The sequence below is a fragment of the Ekhidna algicida genome (assembly GCF_051379705.1).
Classification (GTDB): Bacteria; Bacteroidota; Bacteroidia; order Cytophagales; family Cyclobacteriaceae; genus Ekhidna.
The window spans coordinates 2,302,667-2,325,556 of sequence record NZ_CP179868.1; the positions used below are offsets into that span (position 1 = coordinate 2,302,667).

The window sequence follows — 22,890 nt, forward strand, 5'->3', positions numbered from 1 at the left end:
AGTGACAATGTGATTCTAAAGTAATTAAAACCACATTACTTTTTAAGAGCTCCTGTTTTCTCATCTATAAAGATTGTCTAATCGGCATCAAATATCGGCATCATGAAGCTCCGCTCATAGCTGACAATACACTTGGTTTCTTGCGCATGTGTATATGCTGCCTGGCAGGCTGAATCATCCACACTTTCCTCCCTGTATATTTCATATGCCGCCAGGGAATCGAAGCTAAATAAGGATACTGCAATGTTATTGGCTCCTTCATGTGGGAGAAAGTAGCCGTGATGCGTCCCACCAAATTTGTTCACCAGAGGGATCCACATTTTGGCGTATGCTTCAAAGGCCGGAAGCTTATCCGCATCGACGATGTATTTGATGTAGCAGGTAATCATGGTTGTCATTTTCCTCAAAAGTCAGGAATAGAAGTCGGTCTAAAAAAGCAAACGAGTGAAAAATGTGAATGAGTAAAATGAGATTCTCTCATCTGCTCGGCTGCAACTTTTATTTACAAATATGAGTATTATCATGTATAATATTTACATTTATGAGGAATAATCGAGAATCAGCTCAGATCAATCTGAGATTCTAAATCATAAAACAATGAAAGGAAACAACCTGGGAGAATTTGAAGAACTAATTTTACTTGCTGTTGCATCATTGGAAAAGGAAGCTTACGCAGTATCAGTGAAGGAAGAGTTGGAAAAAAGAGCCAACCGAGTCACCAATATCAGCGCCATCCATTCCTCACTATACAGGCTGGAGGATAAGGGCTATCTCACCTCAGAGTTTGGCGGAGCTACACAAAAGCGTGGAGGTAAGAAGAAGCGCTACTTTCAAGTAACAAATGCAGGTTTTGCGGTTTTGAAAGAGGCGAAGAAATTGAAAGAAGATTTCTACAAAACCATTCCACAACTAGCCATTATCAGAATCTGATTTGTCTTCGGAGCAAAACCATATTAACCCTCCCAAGGTGGCAGAAAAGCTGCTGCGATTCATTTACGATGACCAGCTGCTCGATGATATTCTCGGAGATTTACAGGAAATATTTCACGATCGCGTAGAAAGCAAAGGACTATTCAGGGCGCAATTGCACTATTTCAAAGATGCATTCTTATCGATCCGCAATTACGATTTACGAAGAAAACGAAAGGTCATTCACAATAACTCAATCCCAATGTTAAAGAACTACATCAAAACCACGTTCCGTACACTTGCAAAAAACCAGGTATACTCTGCACTTAATATCCTGGGCTTGGCCTTAGGTATTGCAGCATGCTTATTCATTGCCCAGTACGTGGCTTATGAGTACAGTTACGATAAGTTTCACTCGAACCACGAAAATCTCTATCGCGTCAAGTACATGGTGTACCGGGGAGGCGATCTCGACATTGATTGTGCTGCAGCTGTTCCGCGCGTAGGGCCGTTTATGAAAGAAAACATGCCCGAAGTGGTGGACTTTGCACGGGCGTTTCCTATGTCTGCGGTATTCGAAAAGGACAACATTCAGTTTCGGGAAAAGCGGGTACAAATAGCAGACCCTTCATTTCTGAAAATCTTTGATTACCCATTACTTTATGGAGACAGTGAAACCGTTTTGGAAGGACCAAATAAGGTGGTAATCACAGAATCTGTCGCCAACAAGTATTTTGGAAGAACAGATGTGGTAGGTGAGAACATAATGCTCTACACCTGGATAGAAAAAACACTGGAAATCACCGGAGTAACTGCCGATGTTCCGGAAAACTCCCATTTGAAATACAACTTTCTGATCTCTTACGAGACACTAAACCAGGAAACCAGAAATGATGATGGAACAGCATCATCCGAAACAGCCTGGGGTTGGTATGATTTCAACACGTACGTTTTGCTAAAAGAGGGCACTGACCCAAAAGCATTTGACGAAAAATTTGCTGAAGTACTTTATGCAGAACGAGGAGAAGATTTTGAAAAGTATGATTTCAGAGCAGATTTTCCCCTGCAGCCGATCATCGACATTCACTTGTATTCAAACTTGCTGCAAGAGTCAGAACCTACAGAACAAGGAGATGGTGACACGGTATTTTTCTTAAGTATCATTGCTGCGTTCATTCTCATCATAGCCTGGATTAATTATATCAATCTTTCCACAGCCAAATCGCTAGAGCGAGCCAAAGAAGTTGGTGTACGAAAGTCAATGGGAGCGTATCGTAAGCAGCTGGTCAATCAGTTTTTGACCGAAGCATTCGTTTTGAATTTCATTGCCTTAGCTCTTGCAGTTGTCGTGGTAATTGTTACAACTCCTTTTTTTAACCAGCTGATCGATTCCCAATTGAGTCGGGCCTTTTTCCTACAGCCAAAATTTTGGTTGGCCGTACTGGGCATTTATATAATTGGTTCATTTCTCTCTGGCTTGTATCCGGCATTTATCCTATCATCATTCCGTCCCATCCAGGTGCTTAAGGGGAAAATGACTACAAATAAGTCAGGCATCTTGCTAAGACGTATTTTGGTGGTTTTCCAATTTGCGGCCTCTGTTACTTTGATTGCAGGAACAATCATTGTTTATCAGCAGCTGAGCCACATGAAAAATCTTGATGTTGGATTTGATATGACGGACACTATGGTGATCAGAGGACCGGAAGTATTTGCAGTTGACTCACTATTTGGAATAACATTGAAGTCCTTTGAAAATGAGCTAAAAAACAGTTCCAATATCAAGGCTGTGACCAATAGCTCCAACGTACCTGGCGACGAAATTTTCTGGACGAGAAGTCTTAGAAAAGTAGAAGATACCCGTGACAAAGACTTTATTGTCTACCTGGTAGGTGTGGATCAGGACTACTTCCCAACCTACGACATTGAGTTTCTGGCCGGCAGAAATTATGATAAAAGCTTTACCACTGATACAGCCAACATCATCATTAACAAAGCCACTATGGAGTCGCTCAAGATAGCTTCTCCGGAAGAGGCAATCGGACAAAAAGTAAGACACTCAGGAGTCAACCGAACGATCATTGGCGTAGTAGATAATTACAACCAACAATCTGTCAAGAACAATATCAATCCTTTGATATTTCCATTGGCTGAGAGTGCGTCCTCGTACATCACACTGAAGTTGAATACGGATGATTATCAGACCGCTTTTGAGGAAAGCAAAGCTGTTTTTGATGACTTCTTTCCGGGGAATCCTTATGACACCTTCTTCCTTGATGAGTTCTACAATAAGCAATATGCTAACGAACAGAATTTCAGTCGGGCATTTACACTGTTTGCCCTTTTCGCAATTATTGTTGCATGCCTGGGTCTTTTTGGACTTACATCTTTTACAGCACTTCAACGAACCAAAGAAATTGGTATCCGAAAAGTATTGGGTGCAGATGTAACACAGTTGGTCATGATTTTGTCAAAAGAATTCCTAATCCTGGTTGTAATCGCCAATGTAATCTCATGGCCAATCGTATATCTGATCATGGATGGATGGCTGGATAACTTTACAAGTCGCATCAGTATAGGACTTTCAGTTTTTCTTATTTCCGCGATGCTCGTAATACTTATCGCATTAATAGCTGTTGGCAATAAAACCCTCTCTATAGCCAAAACCAATCCCGTCAAGGCGCTGAGATACGAGTAAAAATTTTGTTCAATGTTTCTATTTTTAGGGCATGAGAATATTTGTTTTATGTTTCTTCATCTCGTCATTCACTGTTGCTCAACAAAAGCTGATAGATAAACGAGATGGGATTGAATATGACATCACAAAACTTGGCAACTTATACTGGATGATGGAGAACCTTCGCTATGAGGCGTCAGGTTCTTTGTGCCTGGAGGATTGTGATCAAATTAGATTTTATGATTTTAATTATCTGAAGCGTACGTGTCCTGAGGGCTGGCGACTGCCAACCATGAGCGAGTGGGATTTATTTACGCAATCATTCGCCACCGCACAAACAGCCAGGATGATGGAAGGGAATAAGAAATTGTACCGTGTTGATTTTTTAGACAGATACAACATTTTTGAAAACAATGTGCTAAATATCCAGCCTTATGGAAGAATGGAAGGAGGAGCCTTAGGAAAGGGAAATTTTATTGATTTCTGGGCTGTAAATCCCCAAACAAAAGATGAGCGATTCCATATGCATTTAACACCTTATTCGATTGTGGGCCATGGCCATAAACACCACCTGAAAACCAACGATCCGGAAGAATTCAGACTATTTCCAGTGAGGTGTGTTTGCGAGACTGAAAAGCTAGAAACCAATTAAAAAGGGATGGCCAATGCCATCCCAGCCTATTAACAAAATACCTATTGAAATAAAGGAAAATTTATTTGATGCTAATGCCATCAGTATTTTTAATTCTACCTGTGATTAACCACCCTCCAAAATCTTCAGAGACGGCCATCAAGAGTTCATTTTTACCTTTTTTCAGATTTAAATAGATGCCATCAAATAGACCTACAGTGCCGAGGTATCGATAGTCTCTGCTCCGCCATTTATTGTTACCCCAGTAAATGGGGTTTCCATTTAGAATAGCTACCACCCGATCGCTATAGCCAAACTCAAACAACTTAATTTGATCTTTGTCTGAAGTAATTGTGACTTTGGCAAACACGGTATTTCCGGCTGAACCATCTCTCAGGTTTTGGATTCTGGAAATATTGACGGCTGTTCCTTCTTCTACTTGAATTTTCCCTTGCCATTTTCTACTACTAATTAGTTCCTGTGTTTCATTTGGATCTTCTAGTAGTTTCTCTTCAAACATATCAGAGATGGTCCACTCGCTTATGATATCTTTTAGCGGCTCTCTCTCTTTCGGTGAAAAGTCAACCAGAGAAGGAGCTTCATGAGATACCTTAATATCCGCTATGTGTATTCCTGAGCGATTTCCTCCTCTTAAGGCTATCACTCCCTTTTTTGGTTTGTGATACAACTCCCAGGAATGATTGGGACTTTTGCTATAATCCAGAAATACTTGAGCCTTATTGTCATTGATCAAAAGTTTTACATGCGTCCAGTCATCAAATTTGTACTCGTAAGGGAATGAATACTTTTCTCCGAAAAATAGCTGCCAAGGAGTGATATTCTTGACCAAAGGTGCAGCCTGGTTTGCGTCCGGTTTGCCGGAAAGGTGCGGGCGGACAAAAAATTGTTCAGCATCACCGGTTTCGAACTGACCTCTGAAGTAAACACCAGGAAAACATTGTTCTGCTTTTAAGAACAGGTCAAATTCAATTGTACCATTTAAAAACTCTGTATCCTTGAGAGTAATACTGCCCGCCTGTAAATAGATGGCATCCTTGCCTTTATAACTTTCGATCACATATGATCGCGCCTGGATATCCCAGTTCGACGTGTCAATTGGGATCATTTGAGCATTAGCTCCCACGCAGTATAATAGGAGCACTATCGTAAGTGTTAATTGTGTTTTCATATTGCAACCTTACGCCGGAGAGCCTCATAGGTCCATCCATTTTCGCTTCATCTTCGTTCAAACCCATTCAGAGTTGTTCAGGTAACAGATCTTTTAGACATTTGATCATGGCTGAGAAATTTTCAGAGCAGGACTTGAAGCGGCTGCAAGTCGAAATAGAAAACCAACTTGGTTGGGATAATGCAAATAGCTGGCATAGTTCCATGTTTGATGAGCTATCCACCAAGGTATTTGAAGGAACTCAGGTGATGCTGAGCGTTCCAACGCTTAAACGATTTTTTGGAGTAGTAAAGCACAGCGGAGCACCAAGTGTCACCACATTAGACGCACTTTCTAGGTTTGTTGGAAAGGCAAACTGGCGAGAGTTTAAGCAGACTGAAACCACTTCGAAACCGAAAGTCTTAAAGAAGACAAGAAAATCAGCGTATGTCACGATCGGTTTTATCCTGGCCCTAGTCACCATTAGCCTAATCGGAAATAAGAGACCAGAGGTTGTCATTAATTTATCTGAATTTACTTTTTCGAGCAAAGTGCTAAGCGCCGAATACCCAAACTCTGTTGTATTCGATTTTTCAGTGCCTCAATCATTGCGGGTGGACAGTCTCAAAATTCAGCAGTATTGGGACCCAACCAAAACCATTGATATCTCAAAGGAACAAACTCAAGCCACAGGTATTTACTATTTTCCCGGATACTTTGAAGCTAAGCTTCTGGTGGATGGTCAGGTTGCTAAAGCGCACGATCTGTTTTTGAAAAGCAACGGTTGGCTGGGAATGGTCGAATATGATCCCATACCTAAATACTTTAAGCCAATCGTATACGGAGATTCAGCAGTTTCTTTTCCAAAAAGCATCATCGAAGAAGTACAGTCTCTTGAACAACCAGTGGAGTCCTCTTTTCACTTTATTGATGATTTAGGAAACGTTTCTGGCGACAATTTCCAATTGACAACTACCATTCAAAATTCGTTTGATGACCGCTGGGCAGTCTGTCAAACAGTTAAAATGTATTTCATTGGCACGGATGGAGCGATGATCATTCCCTTTTCCAAAATCGGATGTAGCTCAGACAATAATCTGATGCTTAATGATGTATATCTAAGAGGAAAAGAAAACGATCTCTCAGCTCTGAGTGCAGATTTCACCGAACCTGTTAGACTATCCATTAAGATAGAAAACATGCAAATCACAATTTCAATAGACGGCAATGAAGCTTTCAGCCAAGAGTACAATGCTACGATGGGAAACCTGGTGGGCTTGAGGTACAAGTTCTTGGGATTGGGAGAAGTGCTGGACTATTCAATCAACGATCAAAGCAATAATCCAATCGAGCTTTTAGCTCCTTAAACTTTCAAAATGAAATCTATATTCTACCCTTTTATTGGTAATTGCCGTGTTGGCCGAGATTTTACAAGTTATCAGTATCTGGGATGGAAATCGCTATCCATGTTCTGGAGATGGAAAGTTAAAAATATCCACTTACTAAGGCCTTTTTAGGAGAATGAACCACATTGAACGAGCTTGAATCTGTATCAAACTTACTGCCGGGGATCAAGCTCGTAGATTGAGCTAAACAAAAATTCAATCGCATGAAGTTCTATGCTATTCTCTTATCAACTGTACTTATTGGCGGATCATGTATTTCCACAGCACAAGACGTGGGCGGGAAGACCTTGGTAAGCCAATCCAGAACCACAACAGCAAACATTGGCAATTGTGATATTGTCATTAAATACCATAGCCCTTCCGTAAATGGGAGAAAAATATTTGGCGGAATTGTTCCATTTGATTTCGTAGTAGATGGTGTTGAATATCCATGGAGGGCCGGATCCAATCAACGAACCACTATCGACTTTAGCAAACCTGTGGAAATCGAAGGACAGAAGCTCGACTCTGGTTCTTACGGATTTCTGGTACTGGTTTCTGAGAAAGAGTGGACACTCATCTTTTCTTCAGGTAAAAGTTGGGGAGCCTTCAATTATGACAAAAGCAATGATGTCATCAGAGTGCCTGTCAAAACGAAAAAAGTACCATTTCAGGAATGGCCGAGCTACGAGTTTGTCAATCCGGGCACTGAAGCCGTAGACATTCAGCTGCGCTGGGAGGAAACTGCAGTTTCGTTCAGTGTAAAAACGGACGCACTGCAAAACATGATCTCTGATTTGCTGGCCAAGGAAGAAAAGAAAGCTTCCGACTATCAAGAACTATTCGTTCGAACACTTGATAAAGACCCGAGCAACAAGCAGGACGCGATGAAATACTTAGAAAAGTCTTTTACCAAACTACCAGATATCGAGAATGAGTATTTGCGTCAGGCCTATGCGTTCAATTACAAAATACTTAAGTCTGAAATGCTTCTGGAAGATGGCAAGAAAAAGGAAGCAGAAAAATTGAGAACAGAGGCTCTCGCCAGTGCGAACGGATTCAACATATACTACTACGCCTTGCGGAAATACACCGTGGAAGGTAAGAAAAAGGAGGCATTAGAAGTTTTGAAGCAACAGGTAAAAGTGAACCCTGACAATTTTCAAAACCACTTTGCTTTTGGGGAGTATTACCTAAAAGAAGGAAATCAACAAAAAGCCATGGAGCATTTTAAGAAAGCCTACGATATGACACTAGAACAAGAAAGCCGATGGGTAAACTATGCGAGGTATTTATACCTTCAGAATAAGTTAGTACTAGAAAACAACTGAGTTCCTATTCGATAAAAAACTGATGCTGTTTCAGCTTTTTCTCATACGCAACACCGTTTGGTCCGCTCCCTCCATGAAATATTCTTTTATAGTAGAGAAACCAGACTTTTCATAAAATGGCTTGCCGATTTTATTGTCTTTAAATACTTCAACTTCAAGCTCACTATGAAATTGATTGATATGTTTGACTAGCGCTGTTCCAATCCCCTTTGAATGAGATTTAGGATCAACAAACAGTCCTCCAATTTCATTGTCAATCATGGATATAAATCCGACAATTTCATCTGATTCTTCATAAACCCAAGTATCAGAATTCGGCAAATATTTTTCAGTCATCATTTGCTTCACCATTGCTTGAAAGTCAGCACTTAAAAAAGGATGTGCCAACAGAGAAGCATCCTCCCAAATGGCTAGAAGAGCTGGGATTTCACTTTCGTTATATTTTCTGATCATACTTAAAGGCTTTTATATTTTGATAATAATTGTTCCTTGATTTCCTGAAGAGGATAGTCATCAAAAACAGACAAGTAGCTGAGCGCTATGCCATCCAATTCAGCAATAAACATGAAACTTAAGGTCTTACTTTTCTGACCATCGATCTGATCAAAAATCTTCTTAACCGACGCAAAAAGAATCGCAGATCGCTCCTTGATTTGAGTTTGTAGAAACTCTCTGGTAGAAGGTTGAAACATGACGTTCAGGTTAAGTCTTAAAATCACTGCATCTTTTTCAAGCTGGGAAAAGAAATTTTCAATGATTAAAAGCAATTGATTTGAAGGACTCTCATTGTCTGCTGCCGAGCTCACGTTCTTCATTTGCTCTGTGGTGTCACTAAAGATGTTCTCTAAAATTTCATTCTTCGATTGAAAGTGATGATAGACTAATCCTTTAGAAACATTTGCAGCAATACAGATTTCACTCATGGAAGTTTTTTCAAACCCCTTCTCGCTAAAGAGAGATGTAGCGGCTTTGATCACTTGCTGTTTTTTATTCATAAACCGACCGTTCGGTCTGTAAGATAATCAAATTTATGGAATCAGCATATTTTTATATTCAACATTACCCAATCAACTAATTTGCCAATCACTAAATTTACCTCATGTCCGAAAAGAAACTCTTCCTGCTTGATGCATTTGCCCTGATCTACCGTGCGCACTTTGCCATGAGCCAAAACCCTCGATTAACCACCAATGGCATCAATACAGGAGCTATTCTCGGCTTCACTAATTCACTGTTAGAAATAATAACCAAGGAAAAACCCTCTCACATAGGTGTGGCATTCGATACACATGCGCCAACATTTCGCCACGAATCTTATAAAGAATACAAAGCCACTCGTCAGGAACAACCTGAAGAAATTAAAGTAGCTATTCCATACTGCCTCAAGATTGTTGAAGGCTTCAATATCCCAATCCTAATGAAGGATGGCTATGAGGCTGATGACTTAATTGGTACCATCGCCAAAAAGGCAAGCAAGCAAGGCTTCAAGGTATACATGATGACGCCCGATAAGGATTTTGCTCAGCTGGTAGATGAAAACATTTCGCTTTTTAAGCCACGAAGAATGGGTAGCGGGGTGGACATTATGGGCATCCCGGAAGTGCTTGCCAAATTCGACATTGACAAGGTTGATCAAGTACGTGACGTACTGGGTTTAAAGGGAGATGCCGTAGACAATATTCCAGGTATTCCAGGCATTGGGGATAAAACAGCCTCAAAGCTTTTGAAAGAATATGGTTCAGTTCAAGGCATCATTGATCATGTAGATGAATTGAAAGGAGCATTGCAAAAACGCGTTCAGGAGCATGGTCAACAGGGCATTATGTCCAAAGAGCTGGCAACTATCAAAATTGATTCACCAGTTGACTTTAGTGAAGAAGACCTGAAATACGGCGATCCAAATGCGGACATCCTAAAGCCCATCTTTGATGAGTTGGAGTTTAAGACGATAGCACGACGGGTATTCCAGGAAGAGAACGATATAAAGAAAGGAGATACGCAGCAATTGGGACTCTTTGATGGTGGCGCAGCAACTCCAGAACCTGTCGATGATAAAGAGTCGATAGCGACATCCAAACATACCTACCATATGGTCGAGGGAGATGGCGCCATCAGTGCGTTGGTAGCCAAACTTAAATCGCAACAATCATTTTGCTTTGATACCGAAACAACCAGTCTCGAAACACGTGAAGCAAAACTCGTAGGAATAGCATTTGCAATAGAAAAAGGGGAAGCGTGGTATGTGCCCTGCTTTGATAATGCGCAGGAGGTAGCGGGTGCATTTAAGGACGTGCTTGAAGATGAAGGCATTCAGAAAATTGGCCAAAATTTGAAGTATGACATTCAGGTGATGCGGAATTATGGAGTACACGTAAACGGCTCCATTTTTGACACCATGCTGGCACACTTCCTTCTGGATTCTGAGTCAAACAACAGCATGGACTGGCTGGCAGACAAATTTTTGAATTACAAGACCATTTCCTTCGAAAGTATTGTCGGGCCAAAAGGGAAAAATCAAAAAACCATTGATCAGGTAGAAGTCGAAAAAGTGAAGGATTATGCCTGTGAAGATGCGGACATTACACTGCAGCTGAAGGAATTGCTGGAGAAAGATATTGTAGAGCGAAAACTTGAGAAGCTACTTCATGAAGTGGAAGAACCACTTTCATTTGTCTTGGCAGATATGGAGTATCAAGGTGTGAAAGTAGACACGGCAACCCTTGAAAAAATGTCAAAAGAGCTGGATGAAGAAACACGACGAGTGCAGAAAGAGATTTTTGATACAGCAGGTGTGGAGTTCAACATTGGCTCACCTAAGCAGCTGGGAGAAATTCTTTTTGAAAAACTCAAACTTGTAGAGAAACCCAAGAAAACCAAGACCGGACAATATGCAACGGGTGAAGATATTTTGTCCAAGTTGGCAGATGAGCATCAAATTGCCGCCCAGATTTTAGAGTTTCGCGAGTATCAAAAATTGAAGTCAACCTACGTAGACGCACTTCCGAAACTGATCAGTGAAGCAGATAATCGAATACATACAGATTACCGACAAACAGTTGCTGCTACCGGCCGACTGAGTTCTAATAATCCCAATTTGCAAAACATCCCAATTCGTACAGAAAAAGGACGTGAGATCAGAAAAGCATTTGTGGCTAAAGATGAGAACCACCTGATCATGGCGGCAGATTACTCCCAGATTGAACTTCGAATCATGGCGGCATTCTCAAAGGATGTAAGCATGATGCAGGCATTCAAAGATGGTCGGGATATCCATGCGACTACAGCTGCAAAGGTATTTGGTGTGGATGTAGATAATGTAGAACCAAACATGCGTCGAAAAGCCAAGGAGGTAAACTTCGGAATCATTTACGGAATCTCCGCTTACGGTCTTTCTCAAAACCTAAACATTGCCAGAGGAGAAGCGCAGGAAATCATCGATTCGTACTTCAAGGAATTCCCAAATGTGAAGAAGTATATGGACGAAACCATCGAAAAGGCGAAGAAGGATGAATATGTAGAAACCATACTTGGACGTAGACGGTACCTTCGAAACATCAACTCTAAGAACTTTACCATGCGAGGCTTTGACGAGCGCAATGCCATCAATGCACCAATTCAGGGAAGTGCAGCCGACATCATCAAAATCGCGATGATTGACATTCATAAATGGATGCAAGAGGAAAAATTAGCATCTACAATGATCATGCAAGTTCATGATGAACTTGTATTTGACATGCATAAAGACGAACAAGAACTATTGATGTCAAAAGTAGAGTCATTCATGAAAGAAGCACATCCATTGGAGGTGCCAATGGAAATCGGCATTGGCGTAGGAGACAACTGGCTCGAAGCTCATTAAGACCAATTAGATAAAACGGCCCAATTTTAATTTATTGCTCCGTTCCGATCAAAAAAACTGATCTTGTGCACCGTTAGTATACATTCTTTTTTGTGATTTAGACGATGGCCTCAACGTCTTTTGTTGACAATTATTTTTTTGATAAAATTCTAAACGTCAACAAATGAAAAAGAACCGAATAGTTTTCATATTGCTGCTTCTATTTAGCAGTTCGCTTGCCTGGGCGCAGCTGGCTTTGCAAAGTCACCTGCCCACCGCAAACGCCCAAAGCATCACTACAGATGCGAACATCACGATGACCTTCGATGCGAACATCGACGAAGTTACATTGGATGGTACTACCGTAGTAGTTTCTGGTAGCCAGACAGGCTTGATCGCCGGTACTTTCTCCGGCGGAGGCACCACTACCATTACCTTCAATCCCACGAATGATTTCTTTGCTGGTGAGCAAGTATATGTGACCATCACCCAGCAGCTGCTCAATGAGACCGGAGGTGCCTCCTTGGCAACACCCTATCACTTTACGTTTACCACCGCAAGTGCAGTTAGCCCGGAGGACCCCTCAGAATTTTCTGCATTTACCATCAGCTCCTCAGCAGACGGAGTAAGAGGTGTTTATGCCGCAGATATAGATGGCGATGGCGACATGGATGTGTTGTCCGCTTCGCAGAACAACGATCGTATTACATGGTTTGAGAATGATGGGAATGGGTTAAATCCAACATTCACCACCCATGATATTTCTACCACAGCCGATTTAGCAAGTAGTGTTTATGCCGCAGATATAGATGGCGATGGGGACATGGACGTGTTGTCAGCTTCGAGGAACGACGATCGAATTGCATGGTACGAAAACGATGGGAATGAGTCATTCACCACCCATGATATTTCTACCACAGCCGATTTAGCAAGTAGTGTTTATGCCGCAGATATAGATGGCGATGGCGACATGGATGTTTTGTCCGCTTCGCAGAGCGACGATCGAATTGCATGGTACGAAAATGATGGGAATGAGTCCTTTATCACCCATGATATTTCTACCACAGCCGATGGAGCAAATAGTGTTTATGCCGCAGATGTAGATGGCGATGGGGACATGGATGTGTTGTCCGCTTCGCAGAGCGACGATCGAATTGCATGGTACGAAAATGATGGGAATGAGTCCTTTACCACCCATGATATTTCTACCACAGCCGATTATGCAAGAAGTGTTTATGCCGCAGATATAGATGGCGATGGGGACATGGACGTGTTGTCAGCATCGTTTGTTGACGATCGTATTGCATGGTACGAAAATGATGGGAATGAGTCCTTTACCACCCATGATATTTCTACCACAGCCGCTGAGCCAACCAGTGTTTATGCCGCAGATATAGATGGCGATGGCGACATGGACGTGTTGTCAGCATCTTTTTTTGACGATCGTATTGCATGGTACGAAAATGATGGGAATGAGTCCTTTACCACCCATGATATTTCTACCACAGCCGATGGAGCAAATAGTGTTTATGCCGCAGATGTAGATGGCGATGGGGACATGGATGTGTTGTCCGCTTCGCAGAGCGACGATCGAATTGCATGGTATAAAAATGCCAGTATTACAGAAATTGTTTCAACAGTTCCCACCGCAAACGCCCAAAGCATCACTACAGATGCGAACATCACGATGACCTTCGATGCGAACATCGACGGAACTACATTGGATGGTACTACCGTAGTAGTTTCTGGTAGCCAGACAGGCTTGATCGCCGGTACTTTCTCCGGCGGAGGCACCACTACCATTACCTTCAATCCCACGAATGATTTCTTTGCTGGTGAGCAAGTATATGTGACCATCACCCAGCAGCTGCTCAATGAGACCGGAGGTGCCTTGGCAACACCCTATCACTTTACGTTTACCACCGCAAGTGCGGTTAGCCCGGAGGACCCCTCAGAATTTTCTGCATTTACCATCAGCTCCTCAGCAGACGGAGCAAGAGGTGTTTATGCCGCAGATATAGATGGCGATGGCGACATGGACGTGTTGTCTGCTTCTCAGACAGACGATCGTATTACATGGTTTGAGAATGATGGGAATGGGTTAAATCCAACATTCACCACCCATGATATTTCTACCACAGCCGATGGAGCATACAGTGTTCATGCAGTCGATGTAGATGGCGATGGCGACATGGACGTGTTGTCAGCATCTTTTTTTGACGATCGTATTGCATGGTACGAAAATGATGGGAATGAGTCCTTTACCACCCATGATATTTCTACCACAGCCGATGGAGCATTTGATATTTATGCCGCAGATATAGATGGCGATGGCGACATGGACGTGTTGTCTGCGTCTATCGGTGATGACCGAATTGCATGGTACGAAAATGATGGGAATGAGTCCTTTATCACCCATGATATTTCTACCACAGCAGACGGAGCAAGAGGTGTTTATGCCGCAGATATAGATGGCGATGGCGACATGGACGTGTTGTCTGCTTCTCAGCAGGATAATCGAATTGTTTGGTACGAAAACGATGGTAGTGAGTCATTCACCACCCATGATATTTCTACCACAGCCGCTGACCCAACCAGTGTTTATGCCGCAGATATAGATGGCGATGGCGACATGGACGTGTTGTCAGCATCGTTTGTTGACGATCGTATTGCATGGTACGAAAATGATGGGAATGAGTCCTTTACCACCCATGATATTTCTACCACAGCCGATGGAGCGAGCAGTGTCCATACAGCCGATGTTGATGGCGATGGCGACATGGACGTGTTGTCAGCATCGTTTGCTGACGATCGTATTGCATGGTACGAAAATGATGGGAATGAGTCCTTTACCACCCATGATATTTCTACCACAGCCGATGGAGCAGGCAGTGTTTATACAGCTGATATTGATGGTGATGGTGATCTAGATGTCATATCTGCATCATATTACAGCGACCGTATTGATTGGTATAAAAATGCCAGTATTACAGAAATTGTTTCAACAGTTCCCACCGCAACCGCCCAAAGCATCACTTCAGATGCGAACATCACGATGACCTTCGATGCGAACATCGACGGAACTACATTGGATGGAACTACCGTGGTAGTTTCTGGTAGCCAGACAGGCTTGATCGCCGGTACTTTCTCCGGCGGAGGCACCACTACCATTACCTTCAATCCCACGAATGATTTCTTTGCAGGTGAGCAAGTAGATGTGACCATCACCCAGCAGCTGCTCAATGAGACCGGAGGTGCCTTGGCAACACCCTATCACTTTACGTTTACCACCGCAAGTGCGGTTAGCCCGGAGAATCCTACGACTTTCATAGCAAATATCATCAGCTCCTCAGCAGACGGAGTAAGTAGTGTTTATGCAGCAGATATAGATGGCGATGGGGACATGGATGTGTTGTCCGCTTCGCAGTACAACGATCGTATTACATGGTTTGAGAATGATGGGAATGGGTTAAATCCAACATTCACCACCCATGATATTTCTACCACAGCCAATGGAGCATTTGATGTTTATGCTGCTGATGTAGATGGCGATGGCGACATGGACGTGTTGTCAGCATCTCTTATTGACGATCGTATTGCATGGTACGAAAATGATGGGAATGAGTCATTCACCACCCATGATATTTCTACCACAGCCGATGGAGTAAGAGGTGTTTATGCAGCTGATATAGATGGCGATGGCGACATGGACGTGTTGTCAGCATCTTTTATTGACGATCGTATTGCATGGTACGAAAATGATGGGAATGAGTCCTTTATCACCCATGATATTTCTACCACAGCCGATGCAGCAAGTAGTGTTTATGCAGCTGATATAGATGGCGATGGGGACATGGATGTGTTGTCCGCTTCGCAGACAGACGATCGTATTACATGGTTTGAGAATGATGGGAATGGGTTAAATCCAACATTCACCACCCATGATATTTCTACCACAGCCAATGGAGCATTTGATGTTTATGCTGCTGATGTAGATGGCGATGGCGACATGGACGTGTTATCAGCCTCATTAGGTGATGACCGTATTGCATGGTACGAAAATGATGGGAGTGAGTCATTCACCACCCATGATATTTCTACCACAGCCGATGGAGCATACAGTGTTCATGCAGTCGATGTAGATGGCGATGGCGACATGGACGTGTTGTCCGCTTCGCAGTACAACGATCGTATTACATGGTTTGAGAATGATGGGAATGGGTTAAATCCAACATTCACCACCCATGATATTTCTACCACAGCCAATGGAGCATTTGATGTTTATGCTGCTGATGTAGATGGCGATGGCGACATGGACGTGTTATCTGCATCATTTTACAGCGACCGTATTGATTGGTATAAAAATGCGGATGTCACCTCTCCAACTGTAACGCTTACATCTACGGCGAGCGACCCTACGAATACCGCAGCGATTCCAGTGACAATCACCTTTTCGGAATCAGTAACAGGTTTTGAGTTAGCAGATATAGCTATCACAAATGGTACAGGTTCGGGCTTTACAGACAATGGAGATGGTAGCTATGATGTGACTGTGACTGCAACTTCGGACGGATTAGTCCTAGTAGACATAGAAGCGGATGCTGCTGTAGATATTGCAAATAATGGCAATATTATTTCACCCCCTTTTGGCATTGTTTATGACGCTACATCTCCAACAGTAAATATAGCATCAGTATCAAGTAGCCATACGAATACCGTGATTCCGGTAATGATCACCTTCTCTGAACCAGTGATGGGATTTGAACTAGCGGATATAGCAATCACAAATGGTACAGGCTCGGGCTTTACAGACAATGGAGATGGTAGCTATGATGTGACTGTGACTGCAACTTCGGACGGTGTAGTAAGTATGAATATCCCGGCAGACGTGAGTACAGATGCGGCTGGGAATAGCAATACGGCGGCTTTGGTATATGAAATAACGTTTGACAGCACTGCACCTACAGTAACATTGACATCCACGTCGAGCGACCCTACGAATACAGCTGTGATCCCTGTAACAATTACATTTTCAGAGGCAGTGATAGGCTTTGAGCGAGCGGATATAGAAATCACGAATTCTGGTATAGGTTCAAATTTTACAGATAATGGCGATGGTAGCTATGATGTGACTTTGGGAGCATTAGCAGAAGGCTTAGTGACTGTGAATATCCCGGCGAACGTAAGCACAGACTTAGCTGGGAATAGTAATACCGCTTCTCTACCATTTGAAATAACGTTTGATGGTACTGCACCAACTGTTGCTATTACCACTACTGCTAGCGATCCAACGAATACCGCAGCGATTCCAGTGACAATCACCTTTTCGGAATCAGTAACAGGTTTTGAGTTAGCAGATATAGCTATCACAAATGGTACAGGTTCGGGCTTTACTGACAATGGCAATGGCAGCTACGATGTGACTGTGACTGCAACAGCAGATGGAGCTGTAAGTGTGAATATCCCGGCAGATGTGAGTACAGATGCGGCCGGCAATGGCAATGAAGCAGCATCGTCTTTTGAGATTATGTATATCTTCATCAATCAATCACCACAAGTAGTTGCAGCTATTCCAAATCAGTCACTGACTATAACCGGAACCACAGGAGAGAACGCCACTTTTACTTTGAGCGAATATTTCACTGATCCTGATGGAGATGAATTGGTATACGCCGCACAGAGCGATGATGAAACCATTGCAACAGCAGAAATAGTATCCGAGTCTGAGACACTTACAGTGACGGCAATTGCAGAAGGGACATCACAAGTGACTGTGACAGCAGACGATCAGTTAGGAGGACAAGTGTCTTCCAATTTTGATGTGACAGTGGTGTTTGTTTTATCCGCATCTTCAAAAGAGATAGTGGAGATCTTGTATTATCCGAATCCGGCAACTACAGACCTAACCATTAAAAGTGATGTTTTCCGAATTTCGGAATGGAAGCTGTATGGTCTTAGTGGAGATTTGAGAAAGGAAGGTGCGGGTTCAGGCAAAAATGAACTGACAATTAATGTGCAAGGGATGGCTGTGGGAACTTATGTTTTAAAGCTTCTTTCGCTAGAAGGTGAAACGGTAGACTTACGAGTAAGAGTGAACAAATAGGACTGTAGATTAACCAGCAACGAGGCAGAGGGCGATTGTCTTATAGACTGATTGCCTTCTGCTTTTTATTTTCTCCAATCCTTTTTTGAATGCAGCTTACTTTTTCAAAGTAAATTAGTTTCAAATTCGAAATAAAGACGCATGCTAACAAAAACCCCTTCCTTTTCAGACATCAAGCGAGCGCATCAACGGATCTCCAACTACATCTTCCAAACACCGGTGATGACCTCAAAAAATATTGATGAGATTGCAGGGTGTCACATCTTCTTCAAGTGTGAGAACTTTCAGAAGGTGGGTGCCTTTAAGATGCGCGGAGCCTCCAATGCCATCTTTAGCTATCGTCCGGAAGATCGAGTCAATGGCTTTGCTTGTCATTCCTCCGGTAATCATGGACAGGCAGTTGCGCTTGCAGCTAAGTTGGCAGGCTCAAAAGCATATATTGTCATGCCCAAGAATTCATCGCAAGTGAAAATCAATGCGGTGAAAGGATATGATGCAGAGGTTATCCTTTGCGAACCTAATGATGCATCAAGAACTCAAACTTGCGAAGATGTGGTTAAGAAAACGGGTGCAATCCTTATTCATCCATTCGATGATTACAACATCATTGCCGGTCAGGCAACCGCAGCAAAAGAGCTGATTGAGGAAGTGGATGATTTAGATGCCATCATATCTCCGGTAGGCGGTGGAGGACTTGCGGCAGGAACATCACTTATCGCGCACCACCTCGATCCAAATATGGAAGTTTTTTTAGGGGAGCCAGAGGAAGTCGATGATGCATTTCAGTCATTGAAGGCTGGGAAGATTATACCTAACAAATCGGCAAACACGATTGCTGACGGACTGAAAACGACGATCGGTAAGAAGAACTTCGAAATACTGAAAGAGCATGTGAAAGAAGTATTCACCGTTTCTGAGGAAGAAATTATCGATGCGATGAAGCTTATTTGGGAGCGAATGAAAATTGTTATTGAGCCGTCATGCGCAGTGCCCTTTGCGGCCATTCTAAAAAATAAAAGTGCATTCGAAGGAAAAAGAGTTGGTGTGATACTAACCGGCGGGAATGTGGATTTGACGAAACTACCCTTTTAGTAAATGGAAGAACGCAAAATTTTCATCATCTGGAATCCTTTCTCGGGCGGGGACTCGGAAGCACTTTCAAAGAAACTTGCAAGCACACTTAGAGAGCAGCAAATAGTGCATGAGGTATTTGATACAATCGAAAGTATGAGTGCCACGCGTACTGTTATGGAGCATCTCGATAGCTCCTTCACAGATTTGATAATCATAGGTGGCGATGGCACAATCAACGAATCCATCAACGGGTTGAAATATGATATTCCTGTAGGCATTGTTCCGGCAGGCACTGGCGATGATTTTATTAAAAATGTGTCAGTAGGAAAATCTGTCGAAGACAGGATTCAAACCGCAGTGAATGGAAATATTGTGCGAATCGATCTGGGACAATGCAACGATCGGAAATTTGTTAACGGTGTAGGAATTGGTTTCGATGGACAAATAGTGGAAGATATGACTTCCAAACGCGTAGGTTTTTTAACGGGCCATGCTGCTTATTACTATCACGTGCTTAGAATCTTAGGCGGATATAAGGAGCGCAGCTTTAAGTATTTCGTGGATGGAAAGTCAATGGAAAAAGAGCTTATCCTACTGTCAATTGGGAATGGAACCACATTCGGTGGTGGTTTCAAATTAATGCCTAAAGCAAAAGTGAATGATGGTCTTCTGGATGTCTGCGAGATTGGCAAATTATCTCCATTGAGGAGATTTTTGAATATCGGCAAACTGTCCAATGGAACCCATGGAAATTTGAAGGAAGTAAGCTTTCACCAAGTAAAAGAAGTATCCGTTGATGCACATGATATGTTGTTTGCACACATCGATGGGGAGCAGATTGGCAAGCCACCTTTTCAAATTAAGGTATTGCAAGAGGCAATGCAGCTGAGAGTTATAACTTAACATCCTCATATCAATTTACTTCCCTCGAGGATAAGGATGTTTTAACGCTTCTTCCTAAACTTGGCCTTCTTCTTAAATCGCAGGTATGCCCAAACCGTCACAGCAATTACACCAATGCTGATAAACTGTGAGTGAGAAAGCACGCCATCTATAATGTATCCTCGCTCTTCGTCTCCTCTGAAGATCTCAATAATCGCTCGACCAAATGCATATAGAATGATGTAGATAAAAAACAGTTGACCCTCGAATCTGTTGTGGCGCTTGAGCATCAATAAGATAGCCATTATACCAAAAATCAGTACAGCAGAATAAAGCTGTGTTGGGTGCAGTGGAGTATGCAGAGGTTCAGCTTGCGAAACAGGATCCGTGAACGTTACAGCCCAAGGTACGTCAGTTGGCGTACCATGACAGCAGCCGGCAAAAAAGCAACCTAGTCTGCCTAAGCCATGTATGATGCAGGCAGTGATTGCCAGACGATCCATCAGTGGCCACAGTGGCCATTTTTCCTTTCTAAAAAACCATACGATCAAAGGAACAGCAAAGAGTAGCGAGCCATAGAAGACGAATCCTGTGCGGAAATTCTTGCTCATGTTTTCCCATGAGCTAAAATAATAGCTCGGGTTTTCCAGATAGAAGAAAAGCTTACCACCGACAAAGGCGGAGATGATTACCAGAATCGCCAGATTCTGAATTTGATCACGCTCTATCCCAAGATCCCGTTTCGCGACATGTGTCATGTAAAGGAAGCCCAAGGTGGCGCCGATCATGATCATGAAACCGTACGTGTGAATAGTGAAACCGCCGATGCTAAAAAGTTCTGGATGCATACCTAAAATTAACTTTTAAATACTGTTTCCTTATTTTCATTGCTATCATATACACGTATAGCGACTACATCGGCCTCTGCAGTTTTTTCTCCGGAATCAGACAGGAAGTCACATTTCAATACCGTCTTTCTCCCCTTTACTTCAATCACACGAGCTCTTAATTCTACCGTTGTATTCGGTGTGGGTTTAAGATATTTTACCGTCAAGGTGCCAGTCGCATACCGATATTCAGGATCAGTATCGAGCGAGCGGCCTTCTTTTTTATAGGCATCTGCCATTGCTGTGCCCATGCAATGACAATCGATAAGGGTGGCCATAATGCCGCCATTCATCAAGTTGCTCCACCCATGGTATTTTTCTTCTGAAGACCATTTGCACACAGACTCTTCTCCTTCCCAATAACTTTTAATTTGAAGCCCTTCATGATTGTGTCCGCATCCAAAACAGACATTTTCGGGCATATGATCCTGGAAATATTTTGACTCACTCATTTTAGTAACTTTACAATAGTGACTTTACGCTAATTATTGATTTGCTAGTTATCACCATCAATGATTTTAAGTGTTCCAAAATTAATCGATTATGTACCATACGCTCGACTTGCATTTTCAAAATTACGATCATGCAATTGCCGCCTTTGTGATTGAAACAGATGAAGGTCCTGTATTAATAGAGTCAGGGCCTTACAGCACATTTCCAAGCCTGGAAAATGGGTTGAATAACATCGGATATAAAGTTGGAGATGTTAGACACGTACTTCTTTCGCACATTCATTTTGATCATGCCGGAGCAGCTTGGGCTTTTGCTGAGAAAGGTGCTAAAGTATACTTGCATCCTTTTGGGCATGATCACATGCATGACCCAACCAAACTGGTAGCATCGGCCACCATGATTTATGGTGATCAGATGGATTCGCTGTGGGGAAAGATGGAAGGAATTCCCAAGAAGAATTTGAAGATGGTGAATCACGAGGAGGTAGTTGAAATTGGCGGTCAGAGTTTTCGTGCACTTCATACACCCGGACATGCCAAACATCACATTGCCTGGCATTGGAAGGACACCATCTTTACGGGAGACGTAGCAGGCGTAAAGATTGAAGGAGGACCAGTTGTGCCTCCATGCCCACCTCCTGACATCAACCTGGAAGACTGGATGCATTCGATTGATCTGGTCCTCTCAAAAAACCCTAACCGACTGGTGCTAACGCACTATGGAGAAGAAATAAATCCGAATATTCACATGAAGGAGCTTAAAGAAGTCCTTAACGACTGGGGACAGTGGGTAAAGAATAAATGGCAGGAAGGACTTAGTAATGAGGAAATAACACCAATTTTCATGAAATATACAGAGCAGCAGCTGAGAGATCGTGGTGTTTCTGATCATGGAGTTAAACAATATGAAGCAGCTAATCCGGCATGGATGAGCGTTGCGGGATTGGTTAGGTATTGGAAGAAGAAACAGGGATAAATATGCTTGTGGCAAACGAAACCTTCGAGAAGCTTTCCAAGCTCGACAATCAAAATGAGTATGAGTGCTGTACTTTCTTTAACTGCGATTTTTCGGAAGGATATCTTTCAGCCACAAAGTTTATTGAGTCCGAATTTGTTGACTGTAACCTCAGTAATGTGAGGTTTGACGAAACCTCCATACTAGATGTCAAATTCAGAAATTGCAAAATGTTGGGGATTCAGTTTGACCGAAGTAACAATTTATTGTTCTCTGCTGAATTTGAAAACTGTCAACTGAATGACTGTACTTTTTTCGAAATGAAACTTCGGCAAACAGCATTCACCAATTGCAGCCTGGAAGGTGCTGACTTTACCGCAGCGGAATTGAAGGATGTTAAAATCATAGGTTGTGACCTATTCAACACAAGTTTTGATCGAGCCAACCTGGAAGGAGCAGATTTTCGGATGTCTGTGAGACTTCAAATAGACCCAGAACTTACACGATTGAATAAAGCGAAACTGTCTCTTGCTCAGTTGCCAGGTTTGCTTGCCAAATACAACCTCAAAATAGAAGGATAAAAAAAGGCCTCATTTGA

Annotated in this window: 17 protein-coding genes; 11 read left to right on the forward strand and 6 right to left on the reverse strand. The window is 42.6% G+C overall.

The genetic code is table 11. The features are described 5' to 3' along the window. Positions 1-77 precede the first annotated feature (77 nt). Complete coding sequence (locus ACL8WY_RS10040) at positions 78-389, reverse strand: NIPSNAP family protein (RefSeq protein WP_436514583.1); 312 nt, start codon at positions 387-389, stop codon at positions 78-80. Between the two features lie 208 nt (positions 390-597). Here ACL8WY_RS10040 and ACL8WY_RS10045 point away from each other — a divergent pair, with 208 nt between their 5' ends. From ACL8WY_RS10045 to ACL8WY_RS10055, 3 genes are read left to right on the forward strand one after another with little or no spacing between them, the layout of a single operon-like run. After that, entirely contained in the window at positions 598-930 is a 333-nt protein-coding gene (locus ACL8WY_RS10045) for a PadR family transcriptional regulator (protein ID WP_436514584.1), read from the forward strand. 37 nt (positions 931-967) lie between these two features. Then, the gene (locus ACL8WY_RS10050; protein WP_436514585.1) at positions 968-3,607 is read left to right on the forward strand and encodes an ABC transporter permease; all 2,640 of its coding nucleotides are present in this window, start codon (positions 968-970) and stop codon (positions 3,605-3,607) included. Between the two features lie 31 nt (positions 3,608-3,638). Next, the gene (locus tag ACL8WY_RS10055; protein ID WP_436514586.1) at positions 3,639-4,238 is read left to right on the forward strand and encodes an FISUMP domain-containing protein; all 600 of its coding nucleotides are present in this window, start codon (positions 3,639-3,641) and stop codon (positions 4,236-4,238) included. Positions 4,239-4,299: 61 nt separating this feature from the next. Here ACL8WY_RS10055 and ACL8WY_RS10060 read toward each other — a convergent pair whose 3' ends face one another. After that, positions 4,300-5,406, reverse strand: a complete 1,107-nt coding sequence (locus ACL8WY_RS10060) for a hypothetical protein (protein ID WP_436514587.1) — start codon at positions 5,404-5,406, stop codon at positions 4,300-4,302. 107 nt (positions 5,407-5,513) lie between these two features. Here ACL8WY_RS10060 and ACL8WY_RS10065 point away from each other — a divergent pair, with 107 nt between their 5' ends. Beyond that, positions 5,514-6,752 (forward strand): hypothetical protein, encoded by a 1,239-nt coding sequence (locus ACL8WY_RS10065; protein ID WP_436514588.1) that lies wholly within the window; start codon positions 5,514-5,516, stop codon positions 6,750-6,752. 242 nt (positions 6,753-6,994) lie between these two features. Further along, a complete protein-coding gene (locus ACL8WY_RS10070; RefSeq protein WP_436514589.1) occupies positions 6,995-8,101 on the forward strand; it encodes a DUF2911 domain-containing protein in 1,107 nt (368 codons plus the stop codon). Between the two features lie 30 nt (positions 8,102-8,131). Here ACL8WY_RS10070 and ACL8WY_RS10075 read toward each other — a convergent pair whose 3' ends face one another. Further along, positions 8,132-8,554, reverse strand: a complete 423-nt coding sequence (locus ACL8WY_RS10075; RefSeq protein ID WP_436514590.1) for a GNAT family N-acetyltransferase — start codon at positions 8,552-8,554, stop codon at positions 8,132-8,134. Positions 8,555-8,556: 2 nt separating this feature from the next. Then, positions 8,557-9,096, reverse strand: a complete 540-nt coding sequence (locus ACL8WY_RS10080; protein ID WP_436514591.1) for a TetR/AcrR family transcriptional regulator — start codon at positions 9,094-9,096, stop codon at positions 8,557-8,559. A gap of 104 nt (positions 9,097-9,200) precedes the next feature. Here ACL8WY_RS10080 and polA point away from each other — a divergent pair, with 104 nt between their 5' ends. The 4 genes from polA (at position 9,201) to ACL8WY_RS10100 (ending at position 20,019) form a co-directional block, all read left to right on the forward strand. After that, positions 9,201-11,960, forward strand: coding sequence for a DNA polymerase I (polA, locus tag ACL8WY_RS10085; RefSeq protein WP_436514592.1), 2,760 nt, complete (start codon positions 9,201-9,203; stop codon positions 11,958-11,960). Between the two features lie 163 nt (positions 11,961-12,123). After that, complete coding sequence (locus tag ACL8WY_RS10090; RefSeq protein ID WP_436514593.1) at positions 12,124-18,042, forward strand: FG-GAP-like repeat-containing protein; 5,919 nt, start codon at positions 12,124-12,126, stop codon at positions 18,040-18,042. 141 nt (positions 18,043-18,183) lie between these two features. Next, positions 18,184-19,134: a threonine ammonia-lyase gene (locus ACL8WY_RS10095; protein ID WP_436514594.1), complete on the forward strand. Its 951-nt coding sequence runs from the start codon at positions 18,184-18,186 to the stop codon at positions 19,132-19,134. A 3-nt stretch (positions 19,135-19,137) separates the two neighbouring features. Next, complete coding sequence (locus ACL8WY_RS10100) at positions 19,138-20,019, forward strand: diacylglycerol/lipid kinase family protein (RefSeq protein ID WP_436514595.1); 882 nt, start codon at positions 19,138-19,140, stop codon at positions 20,017-20,019. A gap of 41 nt (positions 20,020-20,060) precedes the next feature. Here the strand turns inward: ACL8WY_RS10100 and lgt are convergent, their stop codons facing one another. Together lgt and ACL8WY_RS10110 are read right to left on the reverse strand one after the other, a co-directional pair. After that, entirely contained in the window at positions 20,061-20,846 is a 786-nt protein-coding gene (gene lgt, locus ACL8WY_RS10105) for a prolipoprotein diacylglyceryl transferase (RefSeq protein ID WP_436514596.1), read from the reverse strand. A gap of 8 nt (positions 20,847-20,854) precedes the next feature. Continuing rightward, positions 20,855-21,337 (reverse strand): PaaI family thioesterase, encoded by a 483-nt coding sequence (locus ACL8WY_RS10110; protein WP_436514597.1) that lies wholly within the window; start codon positions 21,335-21,337, stop codon positions 20,855-20,857. Positions 21,338-21,428: 91 nt separating this feature from the next. Here ACL8WY_RS10110 and ACL8WY_RS10115 point away from each other — a divergent pair, with 91 nt between their 5' ends. Further along, on the forward strand, positions 21,429-22,313 hold the full coding sequence (locus tag ACL8WY_RS10115; protein WP_436514598.1) for an MBL fold metallo-hydrolase: 885 nt from the start codon (positions 21,429-21,431) through the stop codon (positions 22,311-22,313). 8 nt (positions 22,314-22,321) lie between these two features. Further along, complete coding sequence (locus ACL8WY_RS10120) at positions 22,322-22,873, forward strand: pentapeptide repeat-containing protein (RefSeq protein WP_436514599.1); 552 nt, start codon at positions 22,322-22,324, stop codon at positions 22,871-22,873. Positions 22,874-22,890: the final 17 nt, after the last annotated feature.